Raw genomic sequence first — 23506 nt, 5'->3', positions numbered from 1 at the left:
GCCATCGCCGCTCACAACTTGGTCGCGAGGTCTTTGGTGGTGAAGAAGGCGTCCGAGAAGAACTCGTCCTCGGGCAGCTTGCGCGCTACGAAGTGCTTGTACGCGGCCTCCACCATCACCGGCGCGCCACAGGCATAGACCTGGTAACCGGCGAGGCTGCCGAAATCCTCCAGCGCCGCTTCGTGCACGAAGCCGATCCGGCCCGGCCAGTTGTCCTCGGGCTTGGGTTCGGACAGCACCGGGATGAAGGTGAAGTTGGGATGCTGCTGCTGCCATTCGCTGGGCAGCTCCGGCATATAGAGATCGGCCAGCGTGCGAGCCCCCCAGTACAGCACCATCTCGCGCTCGATGCCCTTCTGGAAGGCGTACTGCAGCATGCCCTTGATCGGCGCAAAGCCGGTGCCGGTGGCAATGAACAGGATGGGCTTGTCGCTGTCCTCGCGCAGGAAGAACGACCCCAGCGGCCCGGTGAAGCGGAAGATCTCCTTCAACTGCATGGTGCTCCATACGTATTCGGAGAACTCGCCGCCCGGCACATGGCGGATGTGTAGCTGGATGTGATCGTCCTCGTGCGGCGCGTTAGCGATCGAGAAGCTGCGCTTCTTGCCGCCCTTGGCATGGATATCGATGTACTGGCCGGCGAGGAACTGCAGCCGCTCGGTGGTGGGCAACTTGAGCTTGAGCACCGCCACATCGTGCGAGACCTTATCGATGGCCTCCACCCGGCACGGCAGCGTCTTGATCTGGATATCCTTGGTCGCCGAGATTTCCTTGCATTCGATCACCACGTCGCCCACCGGCTTGGCACAGCAAAACAGCGCCACGCCCCGGCTCATCTCGGTGTGCGACAACGCGGATTCCGCGTGGTCGCCATGCATGACTTCGCCCGACAGCACCTGCCCCTTGCAAGCACCACAGGCGCCGTTCTTGCAGCCGTAGGGCATGTTGAAACCGGCGCGCAGGGCCGCGGCGAGGATGGTTTCGTCGTCGTCCGCGGTGATTTGCTGGCCCGAGGGCTGGATGGTAAGTTGCTTGGTCATTCTGGAATCTTAGGATTGCAATGCAAAAACGAAGGGCTGCGCGACGCCTGTTGCTGATCGGCTGTGGCGATGTGCTCGAACGCGCGCTGCCCTGGCTGGAACGGCGCTTCCGGCTCTACGCCACCGCGCGTACCGCCGAAGCAGCAGCGCGCCTGCGCGCGCTCGGCGTGGTACCAGTTCCGGCCGATCTCGACCGGCGCGCCAGCCTGGCTCGACTGGCCGGCATCGCCAATGCGCTGATCCACAGCGCGCCGCCTGCAGCGACCGGCCGAACCGACCGCCGAACCCGCCGGCTGCTGGCAGCACTAGCGCGCCCGCGCGGCAATGGCCCGATTCTAGCACCCCGCCGCGCCGTCTACATCGGCACCAGCGGCATCTATGGCGACTGCGCCGGTGCGTGGCTACCTGAAACCCGGCCGGCCCGCCCCAACAACGACAGGGCTTGGCGCCGGCTGGACGCGGAACAGCAACTGCGACGATGGGCCCGCCGTCGGCATGTGGAGCTCGGCCTATTACGCGCACCGGGCATTTATGCCACCAACCGGCTGCCGGTGGATCGCGTGGCGCGCGGCGACGTGGTGCTGCATGCCGCCGAGGACAGCTACAGCAACCACATCCACGCCGATGACCTCGCCCGCATTGTCAGCCTGGCGCTGTTCCGCGCCCGCCCGTTGCGGTGCTACCACGCCAGCGACGACGCACCGCAGCCAATGGCCGACTGGTTCGACCGGGTGGCCGATGCAGCCGGGCTGGCGCGGCCACCGCGCGTCAGCCGCAGCGAGGCGCAAACGCGGCTCAGTCCGGCCATGTTGTCGTATCTGAACGAATCGCGGCGGATGATCAACCATCGGCTCAAGGTCGAGCTAGGCATGCGGCTGCGCTACGCCACGGTCGACGACTTTTTTGCCGCACACGCCGAGCTTGCGGCAAATCAAAGGAAAAGATAGGTCCAGCGACTAGACTGATCGGGCAAGCCGGTGATCCCGGCGCTTCGACCAGTCCAGCCGTCGTGTGCCGACAAGCCACGGCGGATTCCAAGGAGCCTGTCATGTCCACTGCCTCCCTCGCCGCGCTGGTGCGCGAATTCAAGCAACCGCTCGACGTCACCCAGGTAAACATCCCCGATCCTGGCCCCGGCCAGGTTCTGATCCGCAACATCGCCTGCGGCGTCTGCCACACCGATCTGCACGCGGCGCACGGCGATTGGCCGGTGAAACCAGCGCCACCATTCATCCCGGGCCACGAGGGCGTAGGCGAAGTGGTGAAGCTCGGCGCTGGCGTCAGCCGCATCAAGGTCGGCGACATTGTCGGCGTGCCATGGCTGCATGACGCATGCGGGCACTGCACGCCCTGCACCACCGGCTGGGAAACGCTCTGCGCCGAACAGCACAACACCGGCTATTCGGTGAACGGCGGCTTCTCGCAATACAGCCTGGCGGCGGCCGATTACGTGGGCGTCATCCCCAAGGGGCTCGATCCGTTCGATGCGGCGCCCATCCTGTGCGCCGGTGTCACTACCTACAAGGGCTTGATCGAAACTGATGCCCGACCAGGTCAGTGGGTGGCTATTTCCGGCGTTGGTGGCCTGGGCCATGTGGCCGTGCAGTATGCCAAAGCCATGGGCTTCAACGTGATCGCGATCGATCGTGGCGCCGACAAGCTGCAACTGGCCAAGGAGCTAGGCGCCGATCTTGCCTACGACTACACGCAGGGCGATGTCGCGGCCGAAGTGCAACGCGATGTCGGCGGCGTGCATGGCGTGCTGGTCACCGCCGTATCGCCCGCCGCGTTCGACCAGGGCATCGCGCTACTGCGCCGTGGCGGCACCATGTCGCTGGTCGGCTTGCCACCGGGAGATTTCAAGACACCGATCTTCGACATCGTGCTCGCCCGCAAGACCATCCGCGGCTCCATCGTCGGCACCCGCCAGGATCTGAAGGAAGCCCTGGCGTTCGCCGCCGCCGGCAAGGTGAAGGCGCACTACACGCTCGCCAAGCTGGCCGACATCAACGACGTGTTCGCCAAGATGGAACGCGGTGAGTTGCTGGGCCGGGTGGTGCTGGACCTGCAATAGCGAGCCGCAAAAAAAAAGCCGCTCGATGGAGCGGCTTTTTGCATGGGCATCCTAGCCGGTGAGCGCCTTGCGCTCGCGCTCCAGCTGCGCCATCAACCGTTGCACGCTCGCCTCGGCACCACGGGTCAGGTTGAGGAAGCGGCAACCGACATGGATGCGAACCTCGCCGGTGCGCGAGGTCATCGGGCGCAGCGAGCGGATTTCGAGGTCGGTCTGCACGGTGCCTGCCGCACCGAGCTCGATCACCGCATCGTGGAGCAGCAGGCCGCGCTCCAGCCGTTGCGCATCATCCTGCGTCGCCCACAGCCCGATGCCGCCAAGCGACAGATCATGCAGCGACAATGTCATCCGCGCGCCTTCGGCGAGGCCGAAGCGGCAGACAAAGGGATGGGCCAGCGGCGTTTCGATGCGAAAGAACTCGCGGCGCTGCAGCTTGATGAGATCCGGCGGGAAGGCAACGATAAACGCCGGGCGGCCATCCACCCTCGCCTCGCGCGGCCGGGGCAGCACGAACTGCACGCGCACGCCATCGGGCGCCGCCACGCAGATATTGCGCTCGGAAGCGAGCAACGCTCGATTCAACTCTTCCTGCCCGGCCCAGTCGAAACAGAAGCTGCGCGAGGCGACGTCCACCTGCAGGATGCGGGTGATCATCATCTGGCCGCGACCGAAATGCACGGTGACAAAGTCGCCGCGGGACAGCAGCTGCCGCAACACGGCACCGATCTCGAGCGGATTCACCATGCGGTACCGTTCGAGATCGGGATCGTCCGGCAACTGTGCGAGAGTGCGTTCGTCTTCCATGGTCGGTCTCATTCCTCGACCAGCAACGCCAGATCATGGGCCAGCACGTCCGGGCCGGCGCCGTAGTTCTCCAGCACGCGCAGCCGCCCCTTGCGATCGAGCAGATAGGTGCCTGCAGTATGGTCGACCGTATAGCTGTCAGCTTGATCCTGACGTTGGTAAACCACCTTGTACTGTTTGGCCACTGCGCTGACCTGCGCCTCGGTACCGGTCAGGCCGACGAAGCGCTTGTTGAAGGCGGGCACGTACTGCGAAAGCAGCGCCGGCGTATCCCGCTTGGGATCGACCGAAACGAACAGCACCTGCACCTCGCCAGCCTTGTCGCCGAGCTGCTTCATCGCAGCCGACAACTCGGCCATGGTGGTGGGGCAGACATCCGGGCAATGGGTGTAGCCGAAGAACAGCGCAATCACCTTGCCGCGGTAGTCGGAAAGCAGCCGGGCCTTGCCGGTATGGTCGACCAGCTGGAAATCACCGCCGAAATTGGCGCCGGTCAGGTCGCTGCCCTTGAACGGCGGGCGCGAGCAGGCGGCCAGCGCCACGATGGCGGCCACCAACACCAGCAGGCGCAACAAACGGACAATCATGGTTGCATGCTCTATAAGCGATGACTGATATCTATTATCGGCAAGTGTGCGCCCGGCACTTAGCTGACGCAAGCATTCAGGGCAGCAAGGTTACCACGGCAGGCGACGGAAGGCTGCCCCGTTCTGCATCTGACGAGTGGCCCACCTCGGCCAGCAGCGGTGCGGTGATGCGCTGTTGCAGCGCTGCCACGTTGTCAGCATATCGCGCCATGCCGGGATCGACCGCATTGGCGATCCAGCCGGCCAGCCGCACACCTCGTGCGGCGATCGACTCCGCTGTCAGCAAAGCGTGGTTGATGCAGCCAAGCCGCATCCCCACCACCAGGATGACCGGTGCGGCAAGGTGCACCGCGAGGTCCGCCATCGTCTCATGTTCGGTCAGTGGCGCATACCAGCCCCCGGCCCCTTCGACCAGTACTACGTCGGCCAGGCATCCGAGCCGATCCGCGCAATCGGCCAGGTGATCGAGGCTGACAGTGACACCGGCCTCGCGCGCCGCCAAGTGCGGCGAGATCGGCGGGGCGAAGCGATAGGGGCTGCGCCAGGCCAGCGGCGCGTCGACGTTGCCGGCAGCGGCATGCGCCACCACATCGGCATTGACCAGATCGCCAGCAACCAGCTCGCAACCGGAGGCCACCGGCTTCATCGCCACTGTCCGCAAGCTGTGCGCGGCAAAGGCCCGCAGCAACTGGCAGGTGACCACAGTCTTGCCGACTTCAGTGTCGGTGCCAGTGATGAAGTAGCGGATACTCACGCGCGCACCGAATGGATGCTCAGCGCCGGGCGGGTGAAATCGTCGCTGCGGCCGGATTCGCAGTGCGATGCCAAGACACGCCCACTTATGGAAGCAGCGCAGCACGCTGCGTCCACATCGGGCAGCGTCGGCGACTCGGCGATGGTCGCATCGAAACACACGAACCCCACCGCGTGGCGCGCGTTGTCGAAGTTGGATGTGACGTTCAACACCGGCCCTCGCCTCAGCCGCGCGGGCGCGGCCTGAATTCGATCACCTGGCTGCCATCGGCCAGTTGGCCGGGGCGTGGCTCGGGCTTCCAGGCATGGCCGTAGACCACTTCATAGCTGCACGGCAGCTCACCGGCGTGGCGGAAGCGCTCGTATTGCGCCACCACCTGTTGCCAGGCCGCCTTGCCCATCAGGCCACGGCCACGGCCCTCGGTAACGTTATGCGCACCGATCGATTTGAGGTCGCGCATCACCGCCTTGGCATCGGGATAGGTCAGCGTGATCTGTTCCATATCCATCACCGGCGTGGCCATGCCGGCCTTCACCAGCGCATCGCCCAAGTCGTGCATGTCGATGAAGCGGTTCACGTGGCTATGGCCGTCGATGCCGTCGAACGCGGTGCGCAATTCCTTCAGCGTGTCCGGGCCCAGCGTCGAGAACATCAATAGGCCGCCCGGCTTCAGCACGCGGAAGAATTCGGCAAACGCAGCATCGGGCGTGTTGCACCATTGCAGCGTGAGATTGGACCAGATCAGCTCGACCGAGGCATTGGCCATCGGCAGGCGCTCGACGTCGCCACACACCTGCAGCACGCGATTGCGCTCGAACAGGTGCAACCAGCGCTGCAACATGCCGCCCTGCCCTTTCTGCCGCGCCACCTGCAGCATGCCGGGCGCGAGGTCGAGTTCGACGAGCTGGGCTTCCGGGTAGCGGGCGCGCAGCATGGGGCTGGCATACCCCGTGCCACAGCCGGCATCGAGTACCCGGCCTGGCACCAGCTTGATGTAGTCGAGGCGCTCGGCCATGCGATCGGCCACCTCGCGTTGCAGCACGGCTGCGGCATCGTAGCCGGTAGCCGCTTTGTCGAAGGCCGCACGCATCGCGGCCTTGTCGGTATAGAACGATTCGGACATGCAGCGGAACAGGACTCAGGCCGGAGCGCGGCGCAGCTTGTGGCGTGCCACTTCGATCAGGCCCGGCAGGATGGAGACAAAGATGATGCCGAGGATGATCAGCGTCAGGTTGTCCTTGATGAAGGAAATGCCACCGAGCAGGTAGCCGGCGAAGGTCAGCGAATACACCCAGACGAAGGCGCCGACCACGTTGAAAGTGAAGAACTTGGCGTAGCTCATCTCGGCCATGCCGGCAACGAAGGGCGCGAAGGTGCGCACGATGGGCACGAAGCGGGCAATGATGATGGTCTTGCCGCCATGCTTCTCGTAGAAGGCATGGGTCTTTTCCAGATGGTCGCGGCGGAACACCTTGGAATTCGGATTGGCGAACAGCTTGTGGCCGAAATAGCGGCCAATCGTGTAGTTGAGCGCATCCCCGGCGACGGCAGCGATGAACAGCAACAGGCACAGCAGGTGTACGTTGAAGAGCCCGCCCCCCGCCAGCATGCCGGCCACGAACAGCAGCGAATCACCGGGCAGCAGCGGCATCACCACCAGGCCGGTCTCACAGAAGATCACGGCGAACAGCACGGCATAGGCCCAGACCCCGTACTCGCGCACGAAGGTTTCCAGGTAGGTGTCGAGATGCAGGAACAGATCAATCGGGTTGAAATCCATGGCTTGGGCTCAGGTGCAGTGGAGGTTGCAGCTTAATGGTTGGCGATGACGGTCAGACACAAGCAAAAACCGGCGGCTCAGCCGCCGGTCTGCCGGATTGACCGCCCACCGGGCGATCAGACGACGGCTTCTTCCTTCACCGTCACCGGCTTCACCATGTTCTCGCGGGTGACGCCGAACATCAGCAGCAAGGGCGACGCGACCAGCACCGACGAATAGATGCCGAACACGATGCCGATGGTCAGTGCCATGGCGAAACCATGCAGTGCCGGGCCGCCGAACAGCAGCATCGACAGCACCATCGCCTCGGTCGAGCCGTGGGTGATGATGGTCCGGCTCATCGTCGCGGTGATCGCATTGTCGATCACCTGCGGCACGGTCTTGCCGCGCAGATTGGGCTTGCGGAAATTTTCGCGGATCCGGTCGAACACCACCACCGATTCGTTCACCGAATAGCCGAGCACGGCGAGGATACCGGCGAGCACGGTCAGCGAGAATTCCCACTGGAACAGCGCAAAGCAGCCCAGGATGATCACCACATCGTGCATGTTGGCAATCACGGCGGAGACCGCGAAGCGCCATTCGAAGCGGATGGCGAGGTAGGCGATGATGCCGACGCACACCAGCGCCAGTGCCAGCAGGCCATGGCTGACCAGCTCCTCGCCCACCGACGGGCCGATGAATTCGACCTTGCGCAGCTCGACGTCGCTGCGCTGCTGCTTGAGCACGGTCAGCACTTCGTTCGACAGCTGAGCGCTGGACTTGGTCTTGATGTTGGGCAACCGGACCATCACGTCGCGCGTGGTGCCGAGCGCCTGCACCTGCGATTCGCCGTACTTCAGGTTGTCGACGGCGCTGCGTACCTGGTTCAGATCGGCAGGCTGCGCGTAACGCAGCTCCAGCACCGTGCCACCGGTGAACTCGACGCCGAAGTTGAGGCTCTTGGTCATCAGGAAGAACACGGCAGCGATGAAGGTGAGCAACGAGATCGCCGTCGTGAGCTTGCCGTAGCTCATGAACGGGATGTCCTGCTTGATGCGGAAGAACTCCATGTCGGCGCCCCTTTTATGCTTGCTTTTGTTGCGGCACCCACACCTGGCCGATCGACAGACCGGTCAGGCGGCGGCGGTAGCCGTAAATCAGGTTGATCATCGCGCGCGACACCATCACCGCGCTGAACATTGAGGTGAGGATGCCCAGGCAGTGCACCACGGCAAAGCCACGTACCGCGCCCGAGCCGAAGATGAACAGCGCGATACCAGCGATCAGCGTGGTGATGTTGGAATCCAGGATGGTCGCCCAGGCGTGGCCGTAACCGTTCTGGATCGCCATCTGCGGACTCATGCCATTACGTAGTTCCTCACGGATCCGCTCGTTGATCAGCACGTTGGAGTCGATCGCCATCCCCAGCGCCAGCGCGATGGCGGCAATGCCCGGCAGCGTGAGCGTGATACCGATGGCCGACAGCAGCGCCAGCAGGAACAGCACGTTGGCCGACAGCGCGATCGCCGACACCACGCCGAAGATGCGGTAGTACAGGATCATGAAGATGGCGATGGCGATGAAGCCCCACAGGGTCGAGTGGAAGCCCTTCTCGATGTTCTCCTTGCCGAGCGACGGGCCGATGGTGCGTTCCTCGACGATGTTCATCGGCGCGGCCAGCGAGCCTGCACGCACCAGTAGCGAGATGTCATTCGCTTCCTGCACGGTCATGCCGCCGCCTTCGATCACGAAGCTGCCACCGAGCTCGGCATTGATGCGCGGCGCGGTGATGACCTGGCCCTTGCCCTTCTCGACCAGCACGATGGCCATGCGCTTGCCGATGTTCTCGCGGGTCAGCGCGCGGAAGATCGAAGCGCCAGTGGAGTCGAGGCCGAGGCCGATCACCGGGTTGTTGTTCTGGTCGTAGGTCGGCTCGGCCTTGGTGATGTTGTCACCGGTGAGTTCAACCTCGGTCTTCAGCAGTTCGGCTCCCGGCTGACCGGCACGTACGCCAGCCACTGGCACCAGTTCCAGCCCCGGTGCCACTTTGCCGGCCATGGCATCGGCCAGCTTCTGCTGGTCGTCCTCGACCATGCGGATCTGCAGCGTGGCGGTACGGCCGAGAATGTCCTTGGCCTTGGCGGTGTCCTGCACGCCCGGCAGCTGCACCACGATCCGGCCCTGGCCCTGCTGCTGGATGATGGGTTCAGCCACGCCAAGCTCGTTCACCCGGTTGTGCAGCGTGGTGATGTTCTGCGCCACTGCATCGTTCTGCAGCTTGGCCTGTGCCTCGGGCGAGAAGCGCACCGTCAGGCGATAGTCGCCCGGGTTGCGGCTTTCCTCGATCTTGAGGTCGGGCAGCACACGGCGCACGGCGCCGGCAGCCTTGGCCAGCGTGTCCTCGTCGCGCAAGCCGACCGAAACACTGTCGCGTTCGCGGGTCACACGGCCGTAGCGAATCTTCTGGTCCTTCAGTTCACGGCGGATATCGCCGGCGACCTTTTCCAGCTGCTTGTCGACCGCAGCCTTCATGTCCACTTCCAGCAGGAAATGCACGCCACCGCGCAGGTCAAGGCCCAGGAACATCGGCTTGCCACCGATGCTGGCCAGCCAGGACGGCGTTTGCGGCAGCAGGTTGAGCGCGACGATGTAGTCATCGCCGAGCGCAGTCTGGATCACATCCTTGGCCTTGAGCTGGGTTTCGGCATCGCGAAAGCGCAGCTTGAAGGAAGCGACGTCCGGGATATCCTCATCCGGCGTGATACCTGCGCCCTTGAGCGCGGCCATCACCTTCTCATGCGTGGATTGATCGACCTTGGCGGTCGAGCGGGCCGGCGAAATCTGCACGGCCGGGCTTTCGCCGAAGAAGTTGGGCAGGGTGTAGAGCAAGGCTGCGATCAGCGAAACGGCGATCAGCAGGTATTTCCAGAACGGGTAGCGGTTCATGGTGGGGCATCCATGAAAGAAAGGCGGTCATACCGCCTTTCCATCGTTATTTGTTGTTCTTGATGGTGCCTTTTTCCAGGCGCTGGGAGACTGCGGAACGCTGCACGACAATTTCGACGCCATCGGCGATTTCCAGCGTCAGGAACTGATCGCCAGCCTTGGCCACCTTGCCAAGCACGCCGCCATTGGTCACGACTTCGTCGCCCTTTTGCAGCGCGTCGATCATCGCCTTCATTTCCTTCATGCGCTTTTGCTGCGGCCGGATCATCAGGAACCAGAACAGCACGAAGATCACGATCATCGGCAGGAAGGACATGAAGCCCATTTCCGCGCCAGCGGGCGCCGCCTGAGCGTATGCAGGTTCGATGAGGAACATTCGGAACTACCTTTTATTGTCTATGAGGGTCTGAACAAAGCGGGACATTCTAGCCCGCGCGGGTGGCTAAATCCACCCGCACACCGACCGCTAATACCCGCATTCGGTTCCCACTGTCATGCCAGTCAGCTTGAAACTGACTGCCTATCGTCGCATCAATCGACACCCCGCGCACGATCGGCATGAAAGCGCGACACCATGCCGGGGAAGCCATCGGCCTCAATGGCGGCACGCATCTCGCGCATCAGCACCTGGTAGTAGCGCAGGTTGTGGATGGTATTGAGCTGCGCACCGAGGATCTCGCCGGCCCGGAACAGGTGGTGCAGATAGGCGCGGCTGAAATTGCGGCAGGTGTAGCAGTCGCACGAGGCATCGAGCGGCTGGGTGTCGAGCCGGTACTTGGCGTTCTTGATGCGGATGTCGCCGTAGCGGGTGAACAGCATGCCGTTGCGCGCATTACGGGTGGGCATCACGCAATCGAACATGTCGATGCCCTGGCTCACGCCGTACACCAGGTCTTCCGGCGTACCCACCCCCATCAGGTAGCGCGGCTTGTTCACCGGCAGCTTCGGCGCGGTGTGTGCGAGGATGCGGGCGAAGTCCTCCTTGGGCTCGCCCACCGACAGGCCGCCGATGGCCATGCCGTTGAAGCCGATGTCGTCGAGCCCGGCGAGCGATTCGTCGCGCAGCTCCTCGTACATGCCACCCTGCACGATGCCGAACAGCGCATTTGGATTGTTGCGTGCGGTGAATTCGCTCTTCGAGCGGCGTGCCCATCTGAGGCTCAGCCGCATCGACTCCGCCGCCTGCCGACGATCCGCCGGATACGGCGTGCATTCATCGAAGATCATCACGATGTCCGAGTTCAGCACCGTCTGGATGCGCATCGATTCTTCCGGCGTGAGAAAGAGCTTGCTGCCGTTTACCGGGCTCTGGAACTTCACGCCCTCCTCGGTGATCTTGCGCATCTCGCCGAGGCTGAACACCTGGAAGCCGCCTGAATCGGTGAGGATGGGCTTGTCCCAGCCCATGAAGCGGTGCAGGCCGCCGAACTGGCCGATCACGTCGAGCCCCGGGCGCAGCCACAGGTGGAAGGTATTGCCGAGCACGATCTGCGCACCGATGTCATTCAGGTCACGCGGCGTCATCGCCTTCACCGTGCCGTAGGTGCCCACCGGCATGAACACGGGGGTTTCCACCTTGCCGTGGTTGAGTTCCACCGTGCCGCGGCGCGCGCCGCCGCTCGTCTTGTGCAGCGTGAACTGCAGGCCTTGTTCGACCATCGTCTTTCACTCCATGTCGCCACCGGAAAACAGTCCGGCGCCATTCACACCACGCAGATCGCCACTGAGGCAATCCACGCTTGCCGCACCCTGTGCGGCTTTGAAAACCTGTGGTTTCTCCCCCAAAGGATCAACCAATGCGTTTGCCTAGCATGCTGCTGTGCCTGTTCCTCACCGCCTGCGGCGGTGGGGGCGGCGGTGAGGACACCGCGGCCACGCCGACACCCACGCCAGTCGCCACTGCACCGACGCCCACGCCGGTGGATACGCTCGCCAGCAACCTGCTCGATCAGCACAACAGCGTGCGTCGTGCCGAGCATGCCGGGCTGCCCGACCTCACCTGGTCGAACGAGCTCGCGGCCTTCGCCCAGACCTGGGCCAATCATCTGGCCAACGACAACAACTGCGGCCTGACGCACCGCAGCGGCAGCGAACGCCAGCTGGGTGGCACGACCACCGGCGAAAACCTGTTCGCCGGATGGGTCTCGTCGGCCTACAGCGGCTACCGCTGGAGCGCTACCGACGTCATTGCCTCCTGGTCCGGCGAGAAAGCCGATTACGACTTCGCCACCAAGAGCTGTGCGGCCGGCAAGGCGTGCGGACACTACACGCAAATCGTCTGGAAGACCACGACAGCCGTCGGCTGCGGCCGCGCCCGCTGCGCCCAGGGGGAGGTCTGGGTCTGCAACTACCTCCCCGCGGGCAACTACGTTGGTCAGAACCCGTACTGAGCCAGGCCCGCCAACACATCACCGCCGGGTCTCAGTGCCCGGCGTGCATGGCGAGCGACGGCGCGCCAAGCACGGTGGGATCGAGCATGCCGAATACCATCGCGACATGGGCCACCACCAGGAACACCGCCACCAGCGCGGCATGCACCGCCATGCGCCGCTCGGCATCGGCCTGGCGATAGATCAAGCCCAGATCCAGCAAGGCCAAGCCACCGAGCGGGATCACGCCGGCCAGGTAGAACCCCACCGCAATCCAGTCCGCCGGTCCGCGCCACAACCCGTCGCGTGTCAGCGGGATCACTGCGGTGAACAGCAGGTACACGAATACCCCGCTGAAATACACGCCGGCGGCGATGCTGGCAGCGCGGTTGATGCGGCGCAGCGTACCCGCCATCTGGCGTCGCAGCAGGATGAAGAGTTCCGTGATCGCCACGGTTTCAGCCAGGATCACCGGCACCGCCATAAAGATCAGTAGGTTCCACGGCTGGTTGGCGGCCAGCAGCGCCATGTAATGCGTCATGTCCATGATTCAAGTCTCGCAATGATCGTGAGCGCCATGCGGCGCAATCCGCCGCGGCAGGCGGCGGGCAAACACAATCAGGCGAGCAAGCGCGGCGGTGGTAGCGGCGGCGCGACCGGCTCCAGCGTGCGGCCAGCCGGCTCATGGGTAAGGCGCACCGCCGAAAAACCTGCTGGCACGATAAGCACGGGCAACGCAGCAAGCGGCACTGGTGCCAAGCAACAACGCGTGGCGGCCTTGCAATCGACATTGTGCACAGGCGCATGGGCAGGCGCGGCAACGACCGTTTGCGCCGATTCGTGACATGCAACGACCCGTGCGCCCGCAGGCCAAGCCAGCACGGCAAGCGTCCAGATCAGGCAACACAGCAAGATGCGCATCGACCATCGCCACGATGGAAACAGGCCGATTCTGCACCTCTCAGCCAGGCTTGCCGTCGGTAAATGACAGCGGCTTGATCCAGGGCAAACGCGCGTTCAGCCCGGCTGCCCAGCGCCTGCGGCACGCTCCAGCAGCATGGCATCGCCATAGCTGAAGAAGCGGTATTCGGCGGCGACGGCATGCGCATACGCAGCCTTCATCGTCTCGAAGCCGGCAAAGGCCGACACCAGCATCAACAGCGTCGACTTCGGCAGGTGGAAATTGGTGATCAGCCGGTCGACCACGCGGAACTGGTAGCCCGGCGTGATGAAGATATCGGTATCACCTTCCGGTTCGGCCAGCAGGCCGTGCTGCGAGGCGGCCTCCAGCGCGCGCAGGCTGGTGGTGCCCACCGCGATCACCCGGCCGCCGCTCGCCTTGGCCGCCCGGATCGCCTCGATGGTCGACGACGGAATGGCGTAGCGTTCATGGTGCATGGTGTGGTCGGCAATATTGTCGACCCGTACCGGCTGGAAAGTGCCGGCACCGACATGCAGCGTGAGGAAATGCGTCGATACGCCCATGGCACGCAACTGCTCAAGCAGCGCATCAGTGAAATGCAGGCCGGCAGTGGGTGCGGCAACGGCGCCGGGATCGCGCGCGTACACGGTCTGGTAACGACGCGCGTCCTCATCATCCGGCGTGTGCGTGATGTAGGGCGGTAGCGGCAGCCGCCCGGCGGCGTCGAGCATGTCGAGCACGCTGACATCGCCGGCGAACTTCAGCAAAAACAGATCACCGCGCCGCTCGACCATCTCCGCTGCAAAACCACCGTCGAACAACAGCGTCGCTCCCGGCTTGGGCGCCTTGGAGGCCCGCACATGCGCGAGCGCGCAGCGGGTATCGAGCACGCGCTCGACAAGCGCCTCGATCGCCCCACCCGAGGCCTTGTGGCCGAACAGTCGGGCCTTGATCACCTTGGTGTCGTTGAACACCAGCACATCGCCGGCGCGCAACAAGCGAGGCAACTCGCGGAACCAGCCGTCATCCAGCTGCGTCCCATCGACATGCAGCAACCGACTGGCGCCGCGTTCAGTGGGAGGAAACTGCGCGATCAGGTGTTCGGGCAGGTGGTAGTCGAAATCGGAAACTTGCATCGAAAAAGAGAGCCGGCAGCGTGCCGATCAGCCGTAAACAGGGGGCGAATTGTAACAGCATAACCTGTCGGCAGCCCGCACCAACGCTGGCCATATCGCAAAATCAAACGAGTGTTTTGACTGCAATTTGCTGGGAATTTCGTCGAAATGGCTGGACAACGCGAAATCGGCTCGGCAAACTCCGCCCCATCTCAGGAGTACAGAACAACACGAGGTGGCCATGCCCAACGACCGCAAGGTACTGGTATTGCACGGTCCCAATCTCAACCTTCTGGGCGTACGTGAACCGCAGCATTATGGCGCGGACACACTCGCCACGATCAATGCCCGACTGGTCGCTCAAGGCCAGGCTGCCGGCGCAAAGGTCGACACCTTCCAGTCGAACCGCGAATACGAATTGATCGAGCGCATCCACGCCACGCTGAATGACGGCACCGATGTGATCGTGATCAATCCGGCCGCGTTCACGCATACCAGCGTTGCGCTGCGCGATGCGATCTCGGGGGTGAAGAAGCCGTTTGTCGAGGTGCACCTGTCGAACGTGCATGCCCGCGAGGCATTCCGTCACCACTCGTTCTTCTCCGATCTCGCCGTGGGCGTGATCTGCGGGCTGGGTGCCAAGGGCTATGAATATGCCCTCGCCTTCGCGCTCGAGTATCCGATACCACAAGCGTCCTGAACGGACGCAATTCCATATACATCTAAGAAGGGTTGCCGTATGGATCTGCGCAAACTGAAAAAACTGATCGACCTCGTCGAAGAGTCCGGCATCGCCGAGCTCGAAGTGACCGAGGGCGAGGAAAAGGTTCGCATCACCCGCGTCAATCAGAACGCCGCGCCGGTTTACGCGCAGGCACCGGTGCAATACCAGGCAGCCCCCGCTGCCGCGCCCGTGGCCGCTGCAGCCGAAGCCGCGCCTGCCGCCAGCGGCCTGCCGGAAGGCTTTGTCGTGAAGTCGCCGATGGTCGGCACCTTCTACCGCTCGGCTTCGCCGGGCGCCAAGGCCTTCGCCGAAGTCGGCCAGTCGGTGAACGTCGGCGATACGCTGTGCATCATCGAGGCGATGAAGCTCCTCAACGAGATCGAAGCGGATCACGCCGGCGTGATCAAGGCCATCCTGGTCGAGAACGGCCAGCCGGTCGAATACGGCGAGCCGCTGTTCGTGATTGGCTAATCCTTCGGAGAGGATGAAGCCCAGGGTATCGGGGAAGTGGAACCACCGCGGGCAGGCGTGATCGAACGCCCGCCGGCTGTCCGTCCAGCCCCTTTCCCACTTCCCTCTTCCCTCTTCCCGGGAAAACCAGATGTTTGAAAAAGTCCTTATCGCCAACCGCGGCGAAATCGCGCTGCGGGTGCTGCGCGCCTGCCGCGAGATGGGCATCAAGACCGTGGTCGTCCATTCCGAGATCGACCGCGAAGCCAAGTATGTGAAGCTCGCCGACGAATCGGTCTGCATCGGCCCCAACCCGTCGCCGCAGAGCTACCTCAACATGGCCGCCATCATCTCGGCTGCCGAGGTCACCGGTGCCCAGGCCATCCACCCCGGCTACGGCTTTCTTTCGGAAAATGCCGATTTCGCGCAACGCGTCGAGGAATCGGGCTTCGTCTTCATCGGCCCGCGCCCGGAATCGATCCGCCTGATGGGCGACAAGGTATCGGCCAAGGATGCGATGAAGAAGGCCGGCGTGCCCTGCGTGCCGGGTTCGGACGGCGCCATGCCGGAAGACCCGAAGGAAATCATCGCGCTCGGCAAGAAGGTGGGCTACCCGGTCATCATCAAGGCCGCCGGCGGCGGCGGCGGTCGCGGCATGCGTGTAGTGCACGCCGAGGAAGAGCTGCTGCGCTCGGTCGAGATGACACAGAGCGAGGCGCAAACCGCCTTCGGCAACCCGGTGGTCTACATGGAGAAATTCCTGCAGACCCCGCGCCACGTCGAAATCCAGATCCTGGCCGACGAGCATGGCAACGCCATCTACCTGGGCGAACGCGACTGCTCGATGCAGCGCCGCCACCAGAAGGTGATCGAGGAAGCGCCGGCACCCGGCATTACCGATGCACAGCGCAAGAAGATCGGCGAAGCCTGCGCCAAGGCCTGCCGCGAGATCGGCTACCGCGGTGCCGGCACCTTCGAATTCCTGTACGAGAACGGCGAGTTCTATTTCATTGAAATGAACACCCGCGTGCAGGTCGAGCATCCGGTCACCGAGCTGATCACCGGCATCGATATCGTGCAGGAGCAGATCCGCATCGCCGCCGGCCTGCCGCTGCAATTTACGCAGAAGGACGTGAAGCTGAAGGGCCACGCCATCGAGTGCCGGATCAACGCCGAAGACCCGCTCAAGTTCGTGCCCAGCCCTGGCCGCATCACCACTTGGCATACGCCGGGCGGCCCGGGCGTGCGCGTCGATTCGCACGTCTACCAGGGCTATTTCGTGCCGCCCAACTACGACAGCATGATCGGCAAGATCATCACCTACGGCGACACCCGCGCCCAGGCCATGGCCCGGATGCGCATCGCGCTGTCGGAAATGGTGGTGCAGGGCATCCACACCAACATCCCGCTGCACCAGCAGCTGCTGCTGGATGCCGAGTTCGCCAAGGGCGGTACCAGCATCCACTACCTGGAACACCAGATGCCGGCGATCCGGGCCATCCTGGAAGGCAACTGAGTCCATCCAATCAGGTGACAGAGTGAGGCGCAAGCCTCACTCTGCGTTTCTACCCTCCCGTTTTCGAGTATTGCCATGCCCTGGACCGAACTGCGCATTACCACCGATTCCAAGCATGCCGAGGCGCTGTCCGACGCATTGTTCGACCTGGGCGCGTTGTCGGTCAGCATCGAGGACGCCGCGGCCGGCACCGACGAGGAAAAACCGATCTTCGGCGAGCCGGGCGAACCCGTGGATCAGATGTGGGACCACAGCGTGGTGGTCGCCCACCTGGGCGACGAGATGGACCCGGCACTGACGGTGACAGCGGCGGCCAATCAGCTTGGCATTGCGCCGCCGGCGTTCGAGACCGTGTCGGTCGAGGATCAGGACTGGGTACGGCTGACCCAGTCGCAGTTCGATCCCATCCCGATTTCCGCTCGGCTGTGGATCACCCCGACCTGGCACGAGGCACCTGACGCCGATGCGATCAACATTGCGCTCGATCCAGGCCTCGCCTTCGGCACCGGCAGCCATCCGACCACCCGGCTGTGCCTGCGCTGGCTGGATGCGCATATCCAGGCGAACGAGACCGTACTCGACTACGGCTGCGGCTCCGGCATTCTCGCCATCGCGGCGAAGAAAGTCGGCGCCGGTCAGACCCATGGCGTCGACATCGATCCGCAAGCGATGATCGCCAGCAGGCAGAACGCCGAGCAAAATGGCGTCGACATCGCCTTCTTCCTGCCGGATGAGGCGCCTGAGGGCGAATACGACGTGGTGATCGCCAACATCCTCACCAACCCGCTGAAGGCACTGGCACCGATGCTGGCGAGCCGGGTGCGCGCCGGTGGACGCATTGCGCTCTCGGGCATCCTCGCCGAGCAGGCCGATGACGTCACCGCGATCTACGCCGCCTGGTTCGACTTGAACCCGCCGGTGATCGAGGAAGGCTGGGTCTGCCTGTCCGGCAGCAAGCGCTGATACCACAGCGACGCGTTTTCTACGCCGCGACGATTGCGCTGGCCCGCAAGGCCGCTACAATCGAGCCCCATGAACCATGTGACGCGCTGCCCCAACTGCCAGACCGCCTTCAAGGTGAGCGAGTCCCAGCTCGCTGCCCACGGCGGCAAGGTGCGTTGCGGCAAGTGCAGCTTCGTGTTCAACGCCCGCGCCTGCCTGGAGGAAACGCTGGCCGAGCCAGAGCCGGTCCCGCAGCAGGTGGCCGTCGAGCCAGCGCCCGCCCCCGTTGCGACGCCTGCCGCTGTCCCTGCACCGCCCATAGCGCTGCCCGAACCGATCGCATCCACCCCACCCGCGCCGGCACCTGTCGAGCCACCAGTGGCCGACGAACCTGCTGCGGTAGCCCATGCGCCAGCCGAAGGCGCACAGGCACCGGAGCCCAGCGTCGCCGAGATGGTGATTGCTGCCCGCAAAGCTCGACTGGCTGCCAAGGCCGTGGCCGCGCAAGCGGCCAGCGAACAGGAGGAAGCGCGCACCGAAGCCGTACCCGCCCCGATACCGGTGCCGGTGCCATCGCCGATCAGCGAGAAGCCCAAAGCCGATCCACGCGACCAGGAAGCGCTGAAGGCAGCACTGAAGGAATCACCGCTCACGCTCAACTCGGTGTATCGGCCGATCCGCTCGCTGGAAGACGAGGCGCTGCTCACGCCCCCCGAGCCGCCATCACGCTGGCGCTGGCTGGCCATCCCGCTGTGCCTGTTGCTGACCCTGGCCCTGATCGCCCAGGCCGGCCTCTATTTCCGCAACCAGCTGGCCACCGATTTCCCCTGGCTGCGTCCGCCACTGGTCGCCGCCTGCGCCCAGCTGGGCTGCGCCATGCCGTTGCCACGCAATGCCGAGCTGTTGCGCTCGGACTATTCCGAGCTGACCTACCTGCCCGATCACAACAACTTGATCCAGCTGTCGGCCTCGGTGCGCAATCTGGCGCCGTATGCCCAGGCACTGCCGACACTGGAGCTGACGCTGACCAATGCCCGCGAGGAAGTGGTCGCCAAGAAGCGCTTTCCGCCCGCCGAATACCTCGTGAACAGCGAGAAGGGCCGCGGCGAGCTGGGCTCGAACGACGAGCTGCATGCCATGCTGCAGATCGATGTAGGCGACCTGTCGTCCACCGGCTACACCATCTACTGGTTCTACCCGTAAGCCCCGCCTTGTATTCGACGGGGGTGCTGGCGATACTGGAACGTCAACCGGACAACGAGGACCACAGCATGGCCACCGTGATGCTCAACGGTACCCCGATCAGCGTCGGCGGTCGTTTCCCGCATGTCGGCGAAACCGCGCACAGCTTCATGCTGGTCGACATGCAACTGCAGGACGTACCGCTTTCCAAGTTCTGGGGCCGACGCAAGGTGATCGCGGTGGTGCCCAGCATCGATGCCGCGATCGGCCTTGCCATCGCCAAGCGGCTTGATGCCGTCGCAGCACAGCTCGACAACACCGTGGTGCTGGTGGTGTCGGTCGATACGCCGTATGCATTGGCGCGCGTGGCGCAACAGGAAGGGTTGCACCGGCTGCAGCTGCTCTCCACGCTGCGTGGCCGGGATTTCCACAAGGACTACGGCGTGATGATCACCGACGTGCCGCTGTCCGGACTGATGGCCACCGCGCTGATCGCGCTCGATACCGACGACAACGTGCGCTATGCGGAACTGGTTGCGGACATCAACAGCGAACCGCTTTACGACCTGATGCTGCAGGCGCTGTTCCCACCCGAACCGGTGGTCGAGGAAGAGACCGAAGCCTGATCGTCATTCCCGCTTGTCATCATGGGCCTTGCCCCCATCTGGAGGCAGGGCCTTTTGTTCACCCCCGTTTCAAGCCCACTGGAGAAAACGATGTCTGAAGTCACCCTCGGCGGCAACGCCGTCACGGTCAATGGCCAGTTCCCCAAGGCCGGCGACACCGGCAAACCCTTCGCCCTGGTCGGCAAGGACCTCGCCGATGTCACCCTTGCCAGCTTTGCTGGCAAGCGCAAGGTACTGAATATTTTCCCGAGCATCGACACCCCCACCTGCGCCACCTCGGTGCGCCGCTTCAACGAAGCCGCCAGCCAGCTCAGCAACACCGTGGTGCTGTGCATCTCGGCCGACCTGCCGTTCGCCCAGAACCGCTTCTGCGGCGCGGAAGGCCTCGCCAACGTGGTGACGCTGTCGACCATGCGCGGTCGCCAGTTTCTGAACGATTACGGCGTCGATATCGCCTCGGGTCCGCTCACCGGCGTGGCTGCTCGTGCCGTGGTGGTGCTCGACGAGAACGACAAGGTGCTGCACAGCGAACTTGTCGCCGAGATCAAGAACGAGCCGAATTACGGCACCGCGCTCGCCGCGCTCTCCTGATCGCGTGCGTTTTCACACGGTGAGTCGTCAACGCTGTTGACCCGATCACCGTTACGGCAGGGGCATATCCGTTACAATTCGCGTAAAGGGTATGCCCCTGTCGTCATATGGAATGAACGGACCATGAAACGCCCTCTGCTCTGTGCCCTGCTCGCCCTCACCGCGCTGCCCGCCCTGGCCGGCCCCAGACTGACGGTGCGCTTCGCCAACCCGGCCTGGAACGGCGTGGCCGTGCCACCCGGCCAGCAATGCGCCAAGCTCGGCGGCCAAGGCTCGACGCCGGCCCTCAATGTGTTCGACCTGCCCCCCGGCACCGGTGCCATCCTGCTGGAATTCAACGAGCGCGGCGGAGGCAGCAATGGCAAGCTGCTGTTCGCGGTGAACAAGGGCGTCGCCAGCGCGCAGGTACCCAGCGTGCAGGCGCAGGGCAAGCTGCCCGGTGGCTTTTCGCTGGTTTCCGGCCCGCAAGGCGGCGACGGCAACTACCTGCCGCCCTGCACCCCGGGCAAGGCCTATTTCCTGACCGTAAAGGCGCTCGATGACGCCAACGCTGGCGCCCCGGTACTTGGCGAGGGCCGGCTGGAACTCGGCAAGCTGTAAATGCCGGGAATCGCAGGGCAACACTGGCCGGATGCGCTGGCGCATCCGGCCTTTGCTTTGCTCGCGCCGCTCACGGCGCAGCTGCCACGCGTGCCAGCGCTCGCCGACTGGCAACGCCTGCCACCGGTCCACACCCAGTCCGGCCTGCCACTGCAGTGCGTCGATCCATCCAGCCTCAGTCGTTACTACGAGGCGGAGATCTACGAGCTGGGCCGCATTGCTACGCGCGATGATTGGCACGACTGCTTCAACGCGCTGGTCTGGCACAGCTACCCCCGCAGCAAGGCCGCGCTCAATGCGTTGCACTATCGACTGCTGCCGGATACCGGCCAAGGGCCGCGTGGGCCGGTGCGCGATGCCGCCACGCTGTTCGACGAATGCGGGCTGATCGTGCCCTACAGCGATCCGGCCCTGCTGGAGCTGCTGGTCGGGCATGAATGGTCCACACTGTTCGTCGACCGCCGTGACGACTGGGGTCGCCATATCGATGCACTGGTATTCGGCCACGCCACCTTCGAGAACCTGTTGGCGCCATTCACCGGCCTCACCGGCAAATGCTGGCCGGTGCAGGTCGAGCCTGCCTTCTTCGCCTTGCCGCTGGCTGCGCGCATGGCACAGCTGGATAGCCAGGTTTGCACATCCCTCTCCGCGGGCTGGCTGACCACACCGCGCCAATTGCCGCCGCTGCCCTACCTCGGCATCCCGGGCTGGTGGCCGCAGCAAGACGCCAGCTTTTACGCGAATCACAGCTACTTCCGCTCGCGCCGCCGTTGACCGCCTGTTGCAACCACACCCGTCTCCGTCACGCTGCTTGCATCGACCGAAAGACAGGCTGCACCATCGCAGCCTGACGCAAGCTACTCTCTTAAAAACTTACACATCAACCTAGCGCAAGCCAGTCTACGCAGGCTGTCACCGTGTCGGGTTTCACGCACCACCAAGACATAAAATGTCTTGACATCATATGTCAAGCCGATTATGTTGAATGCATCCATCACGAGGAGTCGCCATGGACCACGCATTGCAACAGCGCATTTCCGAGGCAGGACAACGACTTGCCAGCCAGCTGGGCGCATTTGACGTCGAGCGCATTCCTGGCGAGGTCGTGGTGTACAAGGTCGCGGTCAGCGGCCGGGAAGAGCTGCCGATCTTCATCACGGAAGCTGACAGCCAGCTGTTGTGCATCTGTTACCTTTGGACCGAGCACGACATTGCCCCAGCCCGCCGTACCGCCCTGCTCGAAGCCATGCTCGACCTCAATGTGGCCATTCCACTGTCCTCGTTCGGCCGCATCGGCGACAAGTACCTGCTGTACGGCGCACTGGCCCGCGATGCCGGTGCCGACGATCTCGCCCAGGATCTGCTGGCGCTGAGCGACAACGCAGTCGATGCCCTCGAAGCCATGGCCGACTACCTGCACTGATCGACTAGGAGCCCAACATGTCCGTCTTCAGCAAGATCCTGACCGCCCTCAAGGGCAGCGCACGCGAAATCGGCGAGAGTGTGGTGGACGCCAATGCCACCCGCATCTACGAGCAGGAAATCCACGAATCGAAGGCCGCGCTGGTGCGCGCCAAGCAGGACCTGACGCTGGTCATGGCGCAGGAAAAAGCCGCCGGCCGCGAGATCGAGCGACTCGACAAGGAGATCGCCCGCTTTGAGGAACACGCGCTGGCCGCGCTCGACAAGGCCGAGGAAAACCTCGCCGTCGATGTTGCCAGCCGCATTGCCGAGCTGGAGGCAGAGCGCGCCGCCCAGCAGCAGGCACAACGTGAATTCGCCGGCCACATTGCCAACCTGAAGGATCTGATCCGGCAGGCCGAGACCCGGGTGCGCGAGCACGAGCGCGAACTCGCCGTCGCCAAGACCACCGAAAGCGTCTACCGCGCCACCGAATCGATCTCGCAAAGCATGGGCAGCGGCGCCTCCAAGCTCGGCAATGCCCGCGAATCACTGGAACGGATCAAGGAGCGGCATACGCAGATGGCGGACCGGATGAAGGCCGCCGAGGAGCTCGATGCCGAGTTCGGCAACAAGGCGCTGGAACAGAAACTGGCCGCGGCCGGCATCGGTGACAACGCCAACCGCAAGGAGGCCGTGCTCGCCCGCCTCAAGGCGCGACGTGAAGCCGGCCACGGCGAGCAAGCCGAATGAGCAACAAAAGGCTGCCACCGCGCTGGGAGAGCTCGGCGCCCGCCATCCGCGCGGTGCAGGTGGCCTTCGACGTGGAAGAGGAAGTGATGCAGGCCGTGCGCCGCGCCGCCTTCGAGCACAACCTCAGCAACTCGGACCAGATCCGCAAGGTGCTCGACCTGCCGGTCACCAGCCGCCCCAAGCGCCCCAGGCTCACCGTCACGCTGTCGGACGACGATTACATCGCACTCGCCGCGCGCTTCGGGCTCGCCCCGGAACAACGGCTGGAAATCAAGGAGCGGGTGCAGGGCGAACTGCTGGTATTCGCCCGACAACAAGCACCGCACACCTGACCTCATCAACCCGAAG

At 64.1% G+C, this 23506-nt stretch carries 29 protein-coding genes; 16 read left to right on the top strand and 13 right to left on the bottom strand.

Features of this window, described 5'->3' with window-relative positions:
- Nucleotides 1-11: 11 nt before the first annotated feature.
- The gene (locus FLM21_RS06815) at nucleotides 12-1040 is read right to left on the bottom strand and encodes a CDP-6-deoxy-delta-3,4-glucoseen reductase (RefSeq protein WP_148714854.1); all 1029 of its coding nucleotides are present in this window, start codon (nucleotides 1038-1040) and stop codon (nucleotides 12-14) included.
- 20 nt (nucleotides 1041-1060) lie between these two features.
- Here FLM21_RS06815 and FLM21_RS06810 point away from each other — a divergent pair, with 20 nt between their 5' ends.
- Both FLM21_RS06810 and adhP read left to right on the top strand, forming a co-directional pair.
- Nucleotides 1061-1987 (top strand): Rossmann-fold NAD(P)-binding domain-containing protein, encoded by a 927-nt coding sequence (locus tag FLM21_RS06810; protein ID WP_148714853.1) that lies wholly within the window; start codon nucleotides 1061-1063, stop codon nucleotides 1985-1987.
- Between the two features lie 101 nt (nucleotides 1988-2088).
- A complete protein-coding gene (adhP, locus tag FLM21_RS06805) occupies nucleotides 2089-3114 on the top strand; it encodes an alcohol dehydrogenase AdhP (RefSeq protein WP_148714852.1) in 1026 nt (341 codons plus the stop codon).
- 51 nt (nucleotides 3115-3165) lie between these two features.
- Here adhP and FLM21_RS06800 read toward each other — a convergent pair whose 3' ends face one another.
- The 10 genes from FLM21_RS06800 to tgt form a co-directional block, all read right to left on the bottom strand.
- The gene (locus FLM21_RS06800; protein ID WP_187360118.1) at nucleotides 3166-3918 is read right to left on the bottom strand and encodes a flagellar brake protein; all 753 of its coding nucleotides are present in this window, start codon (nucleotides 3916-3918) and stop codon (nucleotides 3166-3168) included.
- Nucleotides 3919-3926: 8 nt separating this feature from the next.
- Nucleotides 3927-4505, bottom strand: a complete 579-nt coding sequence (locus FLM21_RS06795; RefSeq protein ID WP_148714850.1) for an SCO family protein — start codon at nucleotides 4503-4505, stop codon at nucleotides 3927-3929.
- A 76-nt stretch (nucleotides 4506-4581) separates the two neighbouring features.
- Nucleotides 4582-5259: a dethiobiotin synthase gene (gene bioD, locus FLM21_RS06790; RefSeq protein WP_148714849.1), complete on the bottom strand. Its 678-nt coding sequence runs from the start codon at nucleotides 5257-5259 to the stop codon at nucleotides 4582-4584.
- Nucleotides 5256-5471, bottom strand: coding sequence for a hypothetical protein (locus FLM21_RS06785; protein WP_148714848.1), 216 nt, complete (start codon nucleotides 5469-5471; stop codon nucleotides 5256-5258). The genes bioD and FLM21_RS06785 overlap by 4 nt, the downstream gene beginning before the upstream one ends.
- 11 nt (nucleotides 5472-5482) lie before the next feature.
- Complete coding sequence (bioC, locus tag FLM21_RS06780; RefSeq protein ID WP_148714847.1) at nucleotides 5483-6382, bottom strand: malonyl-ACP O-methyltransferase BioC; 900 nt, start codon at nucleotides 6380-6382, stop codon at nucleotides 5483-5485.
- 15 nt (nucleotides 6383-6397) lie between these two features.
- A complete protein-coding gene (locus tag FLM21_RS06775) occupies nucleotides 6398-7039 on the bottom strand; it encodes a DedA family protein (protein WP_148714846.1) in 642 nt (213 codons plus the stop codon).
- Between the two features lie 116 nt (nucleotides 7040-7155).
- The gene (gene secF / locus FLM21_RS06770) at nucleotides 7156-8091 is read right to left on the bottom strand and encodes a protein translocase subunit SecF (protein ID WP_148714845.1); all 936 of its coding nucleotides are present in this window, start codon (nucleotides 8089-8091) and stop codon (nucleotides 7156-7158) included.
- A 13-nt stretch (nucleotides 8092-8104) separates the two neighbouring features.
- The gene (gene secD / locus FLM21_RS06765; RefSeq protein ID WP_148714844.1) at nucleotides 8105-9967 is read right to left on the bottom strand and encodes a protein translocase subunit SecD; all 1863 of its coding nucleotides are present in this window, start codon (nucleotides 9965-9967) and stop codon (nucleotides 8105-8107) included.
- Between the two features lie 46 nt (nucleotides 9968-10013).
- Nucleotides 10014-10343 carry a preprotein translocase subunit YajC gene (gene yajC, locus FLM21_RS06760; RefSeq protein ID WP_148714842.1) on the bottom strand — a complete coding sequence of 110 codons (330 nt, stop codon included), beginning with the start codon at nucleotides 10341-10343 and terminating at the stop codon, nucleotides 10014-10016.
- Nucleotides 10344-10498: 155 nt separating this feature from the next.
- Nucleotides 10499-11626: a tRNA guanosine(34) transglycosylase Tgt gene (tgt, locus tag FLM21_RS06755; protein ID WP_148714841.1), complete on the bottom strand. Its 1128-nt coding sequence runs from the start codon at nucleotides 11624-11626 to the stop codon at nucleotides 10499-10501.
- Between the two features lie 137 nt (nucleotides 11627-11763).
- Here tgt and FLM21_RS06750 point away from each other — a divergent pair, with 137 nt between their 5' ends.
- Entirely contained in the window at nucleotides 11764-12357 is a 594-nt protein-coding gene (locus FLM21_RS06750; RefSeq protein ID WP_148714840.1) for a CAP domain-containing protein, read from the top strand.
- 31 nt (nucleotides 12358-12388) lie between these two features.
- Here FLM21_RS06750 and FLM21_RS06745 read toward each other — a convergent pair whose 3' ends face one another.
- Nucleotides 12389-12883 (bottom strand): DUF6803 family protein, encoded by a 495-nt coding sequence (locus tag FLM21_RS06745; protein WP_148714838.1) that lies wholly within the window; start codon nucleotides 12881-12883, stop codon nucleotides 12389-12391.
- Between the two features lie 15 nt (nucleotides 12884-12898).
- Here FLM21_RS06745 and FLM21_RS06740 point away from each other — a divergent pair, with 15 nt between their 5' ends.
- On the top strand, nucleotides 12899-13180 hold the full coding sequence (locus tag FLM21_RS06740) for a hypothetical protein (RefSeq protein ID WP_148714836.1): 282 nt from the start codon (nucleotides 12899-12901) through the stop codon (nucleotides 13178-13180).
- A 173-nt stretch (nucleotides 13181-13353) separates the two neighbouring features.
- Here the strand turns inward: FLM21_RS06740 and queA are convergent, their stop codons facing one another.
- Entirely contained in the window at nucleotides 13354-14394 is a 1041-nt protein-coding gene (queA, locus tag FLM21_RS06735) for a tRNA preQ1(34) S-adenosylmethionine ribosyltransferase-isomerase QueA (RefSeq protein ID WP_148714835.1), read from the bottom strand.
- A 220-nt stretch (nucleotides 14395-14614) separates the two neighbouring features.
- On the opposite strand from queA, the gene aroQ reads away from it, so the two are divergent.
- The 12 genes from aroQ (at nucleotide 14615) to FLM21_RS06675 (ending at nucleotide 23490) form a co-directional block, all read left to right on the top strand.
- Nucleotides 14615-15073 (top strand): type II 3-dehydroquinate dehydratase, encoded by a 459-nt coding sequence (aroQ, locus tag FLM21_RS06730; protein ID WP_148714833.1) that lies wholly within the window; start codon nucleotides 14615-14617, stop codon nucleotides 15071-15073.
- A gap of 39 nt (nucleotides 15074-15112) precedes the next feature.
- The gene (gene accB / locus FLM21_RS06725) at nucleotides 15113-15568 is read left to right on the top strand and encodes an acetyl-CoA carboxylase biotin carboxyl carrier protein (protein WP_148714831.1); all 456 of its coding nucleotides are present in this window, start codon (nucleotides 15113-15115) and stop codon (nucleotides 15566-15568) included.
- Between the two features lie 130 nt (nucleotides 15569-15698).
- Nucleotides 15699-17063, top strand: coding sequence for an acetyl-CoA carboxylase biotin carboxylase subunit (gene accC, locus FLM21_RS06720; RefSeq protein ID WP_148714830.1), 1365 nt, complete (start codon nucleotides 15699-15701; stop codon nucleotides 17061-17063).
- A 75-nt stretch (nucleotides 17064-17138) separates the two neighbouring features.
- The gene (prmA, locus tag FLM21_RS06715) at nucleotides 17139-18026 is read left to right on the top strand and encodes a 50S ribosomal protein L11 methyltransferase (protein WP_148714828.1); all 888 of its coding nucleotides are present in this window, start codon (nucleotides 17139-17141) and stop codon (nucleotides 18024-18026) included.
- A gap of 69 nt (nucleotides 18027-18095) precedes the next feature.
- On the top strand, nucleotides 18096-19208 hold the full coding sequence (locus FLM21_RS06710; protein ID WP_148714826.1) for a DUF3426 domain-containing protein: 1113 nt from the start codon (nucleotides 18096-18098) through the stop codon (nucleotides 19206-19208).
- Between the two features lie 68 nt (nucleotides 19209-19276).
- A complete protein-coding gene (tpx, locus tag FLM21_RS06705) occupies nucleotides 19277-19813 on the top strand; it encodes a thiol peroxidase (protein WP_148714825.1) in 537 nt (178 codons plus the stop codon).
- A 90-nt stretch (nucleotides 19814-19903) separates the two neighbouring features.
- Nucleotides 19904-20404, top strand: a complete 501-nt coding sequence (gene tpx / locus FLM21_RS06700) for a thiol peroxidase (RefSeq protein ID WP_148714824.1) — start codon at nucleotides 19904-19906, stop codon at nucleotides 20402-20404.
- A gap of 123 nt (nucleotides 20405-20527) precedes the next feature.
- A complete protein-coding gene (locus tag FLM21_RS06695) occupies nucleotides 20528-21004 on the top strand; it encodes a hypothetical protein (RefSeq protein WP_148714822.1) in 477 nt (158 codons plus the stop codon).
- On the top strand, nucleotides 21005-21778 hold the full coding sequence (locus FLM21_RS06690) for a DUF3025 domain-containing protein (protein ID WP_148714821.1): 774 nt from the start codon (nucleotides 21005-21007) through the stop codon (nucleotides 21776-21778).
- Nucleotides 21779-22013: 235 nt separating this feature from the next.
- The gene (locus tag FLM21_RS06685) at nucleotides 22014-22427 is read left to right on the top strand and encodes a DUF2170 family protein (RefSeq protein ID WP_148714820.1); all 414 of its coding nucleotides are present in this window, start codon (nucleotides 22014-22016) and stop codon (nucleotides 22425-22427) included.
- A 17-nt stretch (nucleotides 22428-22444) separates the two neighbouring features.
- Nucleotides 22445-23158, top strand: coding sequence for a PspA/IM30 family protein (locus tag FLM21_RS06680; protein ID WP_148714819.1), 714 nt, complete (start codon nucleotides 22445-22447; stop codon nucleotides 23156-23158).
- The gene (locus FLM21_RS06675) at nucleotides 23155-23490 is read left to right on the top strand and encodes a hypothetical protein (RefSeq protein WP_148714818.1); all 336 of its coding nucleotides are present in this window, start codon (nucleotides 23155-23157) and stop codon (nucleotides 23488-23490) included. The genes FLM21_RS06680 and FLM21_RS06675 overlap by 4 nt, the downstream gene beginning before the upstream one ends.
- The last annotated feature ends 16 nt before the right edge of the window (nucleotides 23491-23506 follow it).

Origin of the sequence: Chitinolyticbacter meiyuanensis (genome assembly GCF_008033135.1) — a bacterium.
In the GTDB taxonomy this organism is placed as follows: domain Bacteria; phylum Pseudomonadota; class Gammaproteobacteria; order Burkholderiales; family Chitinibacteraceae; genus Chitinolyticbacter; species Chitinolyticbacter meiyuanensis.
Note: the sequence above shows the minus strand (reverse complement) of the source record. Positions and strands in the feature narration are given on the sequence as shown.

Bases quoted from the DNA above. Each gene is read 5' to 3' on its own strand.
- accB (WP_148714831.1), top strand. From the start codon at position 15,113: ATGGATCTGCGCAAACTGAAAAAACTGATCGACCTCGTCGAAGAGTCC.
- adhP (WP_148714852.1), top strand. From the start codon at position 2,089: ATGTCCACTGCCTCCCTCGCCGCGCTGGTGCGCGAATTCAAGCAACCG.
- FLM21_RS06750 (WP_148714840.1), top strand. From the start codon at position 11,764: ATGCGTTTGCCTAGCATGCTGCTGTGCCTGTTCCTCACCGCCTGCGGC.
- FLM21_RS06815 (WP_148714854.1), bottom strand. From the start codon at position 1,040: ATGACCAAGCAACTTACCATCCAGCCCTCGGGCCAGCAAATCACCGCG.
- FLM21_RS06710 (WP_148714826.1), top strand. From the start codon at position 18,096: ATGAACCATGTGACGCGCTGCCCCAACTGCCAGACCGCCTTCAAGGTG.
- FLM21_RS06680 (WP_148714819.1), top strand. From the start codon at position 22,445: ATGTCCGTCTTCAGCAAGATCCTGACCGCCCTCAAGGGCAGCGCACGC.
- FLM21_RS06695 (WP_148714822.1), top strand. From the start codon at position 20,528: ATGAAACGCCCTCTGCTCTGTGCCCTGCTCGCCCTCACCGCGCTGCCC.
- tgt (WP_148714841.1), bottom strand. From the start codon at position 11,626: ATGGTCGAACAAGGCCTGCAGTTCACGCTGCACAAGACGAGCGGCGGC.
- tpx (WP_148714824.1), top strand. From the start codon at position 19,904: ATGTCTGAAGTCACCCTCGGCGGCAACGCCGTCACGGTCAATGGCCAG.
- prmA (WP_148714828.1), top strand. From the start codon at position 17,139: ATGCCCTGGACCGAACTGCGCATTACCACCGATTCCAAGCATGCCGAG.
- FLM21_RS06685 (WP_148714820.1), top strand. From the start codon at position 22,014: ATGGACCACGCATTGCAACAGCGCATTTCCGAGGCAGGACAACGACTT.
- FLM21_RS06810 (WP_148714853.1), top strand. From the start codon at position 1,061: ATGCAAAAACGAAGGGCTGCGCGACGCCTGTTGCTGATCGGCTGTGGC.
- FLM21_RS06795 (WP_148714850.1), bottom strand. From the start codon at position 4,505: ATGATTGTCCGTTTGTTGCGCCTGCTGGTGTTGGTGGCCGCCATCGTG.
- aroQ (WP_148714833.1), top strand. From the start codon at position 14,615: ATGCCCAACGACCGCAAGGTACTGGTATTGCACGGTCCCAATCTCAAC.
- queA (WP_148714835.1), bottom strand. From the start codon at position 14,394: ATGCAAGTTTCCGATTTCGACTACCACCTGCCCGAACACCTGATCGCG.
- FLM21_RS06800 (WP_187360118.1), bottom strand. From the start codon at position 3,918: ATGGAAGACGAACGCACTCTCGCACAGTTGCCGGACGATCCCGATCTC.
- secD (WP_148714844.1), bottom strand. From the start codon at position 9,967: ATGAACCGCTACCCGTTCTGGAAATACCTGCTGATCGCCGTTTCGCTG.
- FLM21_RS06745 (WP_148714838.1), bottom strand. From the start codon at position 12,883: ATGGACATGACGCATTACATGGCGCTGCTGGCCGCCAACCAGCCGTGG.
- FLM21_RS06775 (WP_148714846.1), bottom strand. From the start codon at position 7,039: ATGGATTTCAACCCGATTGATCTGTTCCTGCATCTCGACACCTACCTG.
- FLM21_RS06690 (WP_148714821.1), top strand. From the start codon at position 21,005: ATGCCGGGAATCGCAGGGCAACACTGGCCGGATGCGCTGGCGCATCCG.
- FLM21_RS06675 (WP_148714818.1), top strand. From the start codon at position 23,155: ATGAGCAACAAAAGGCTGCCACCGCGCTGGGAGAGCTCGGCGCCCGCC.
- FLM21_RS06740 (WP_148714836.1), top strand. From the start codon at position 12,899: ATGATCGTGAGCGCCATGCGGCGCAATCCGCCGCGGCAGGCGGCGGGC.
- accC (WP_148714830.1), top strand. From the start codon at position 15,699: ATGTTTGAAAAAGTCCTTATCGCCAACCGCGGCGAAATCGCGCTGCGG.
- yajC (WP_148714842.1), bottom strand. From the start codon at position 10,343: ATGTTCCTCATCGAACCTGCATACGCTCAGGCGGCGCCCGCTGGCGCG.
- secF (WP_148714845.1), bottom strand. From the start codon at position 8,091: ATGGAGTTCTTCCGCATCAAGCAGGACATCCCGTTCATGAGCTACGGC.
- tpx (WP_148714825.1), top strand. From the start codon at position 19,277: ATGGCCACCGTGATGCTCAACGGTACCCCGATCAGCGTCGGCGGTCGT.
- bioC (WP_148714847.1), bottom strand. From the start codon at position 6,382: ATGTCCGAATCGTTCTATACCGACAAGGCCGCGATGCGTGCGGCCTTC.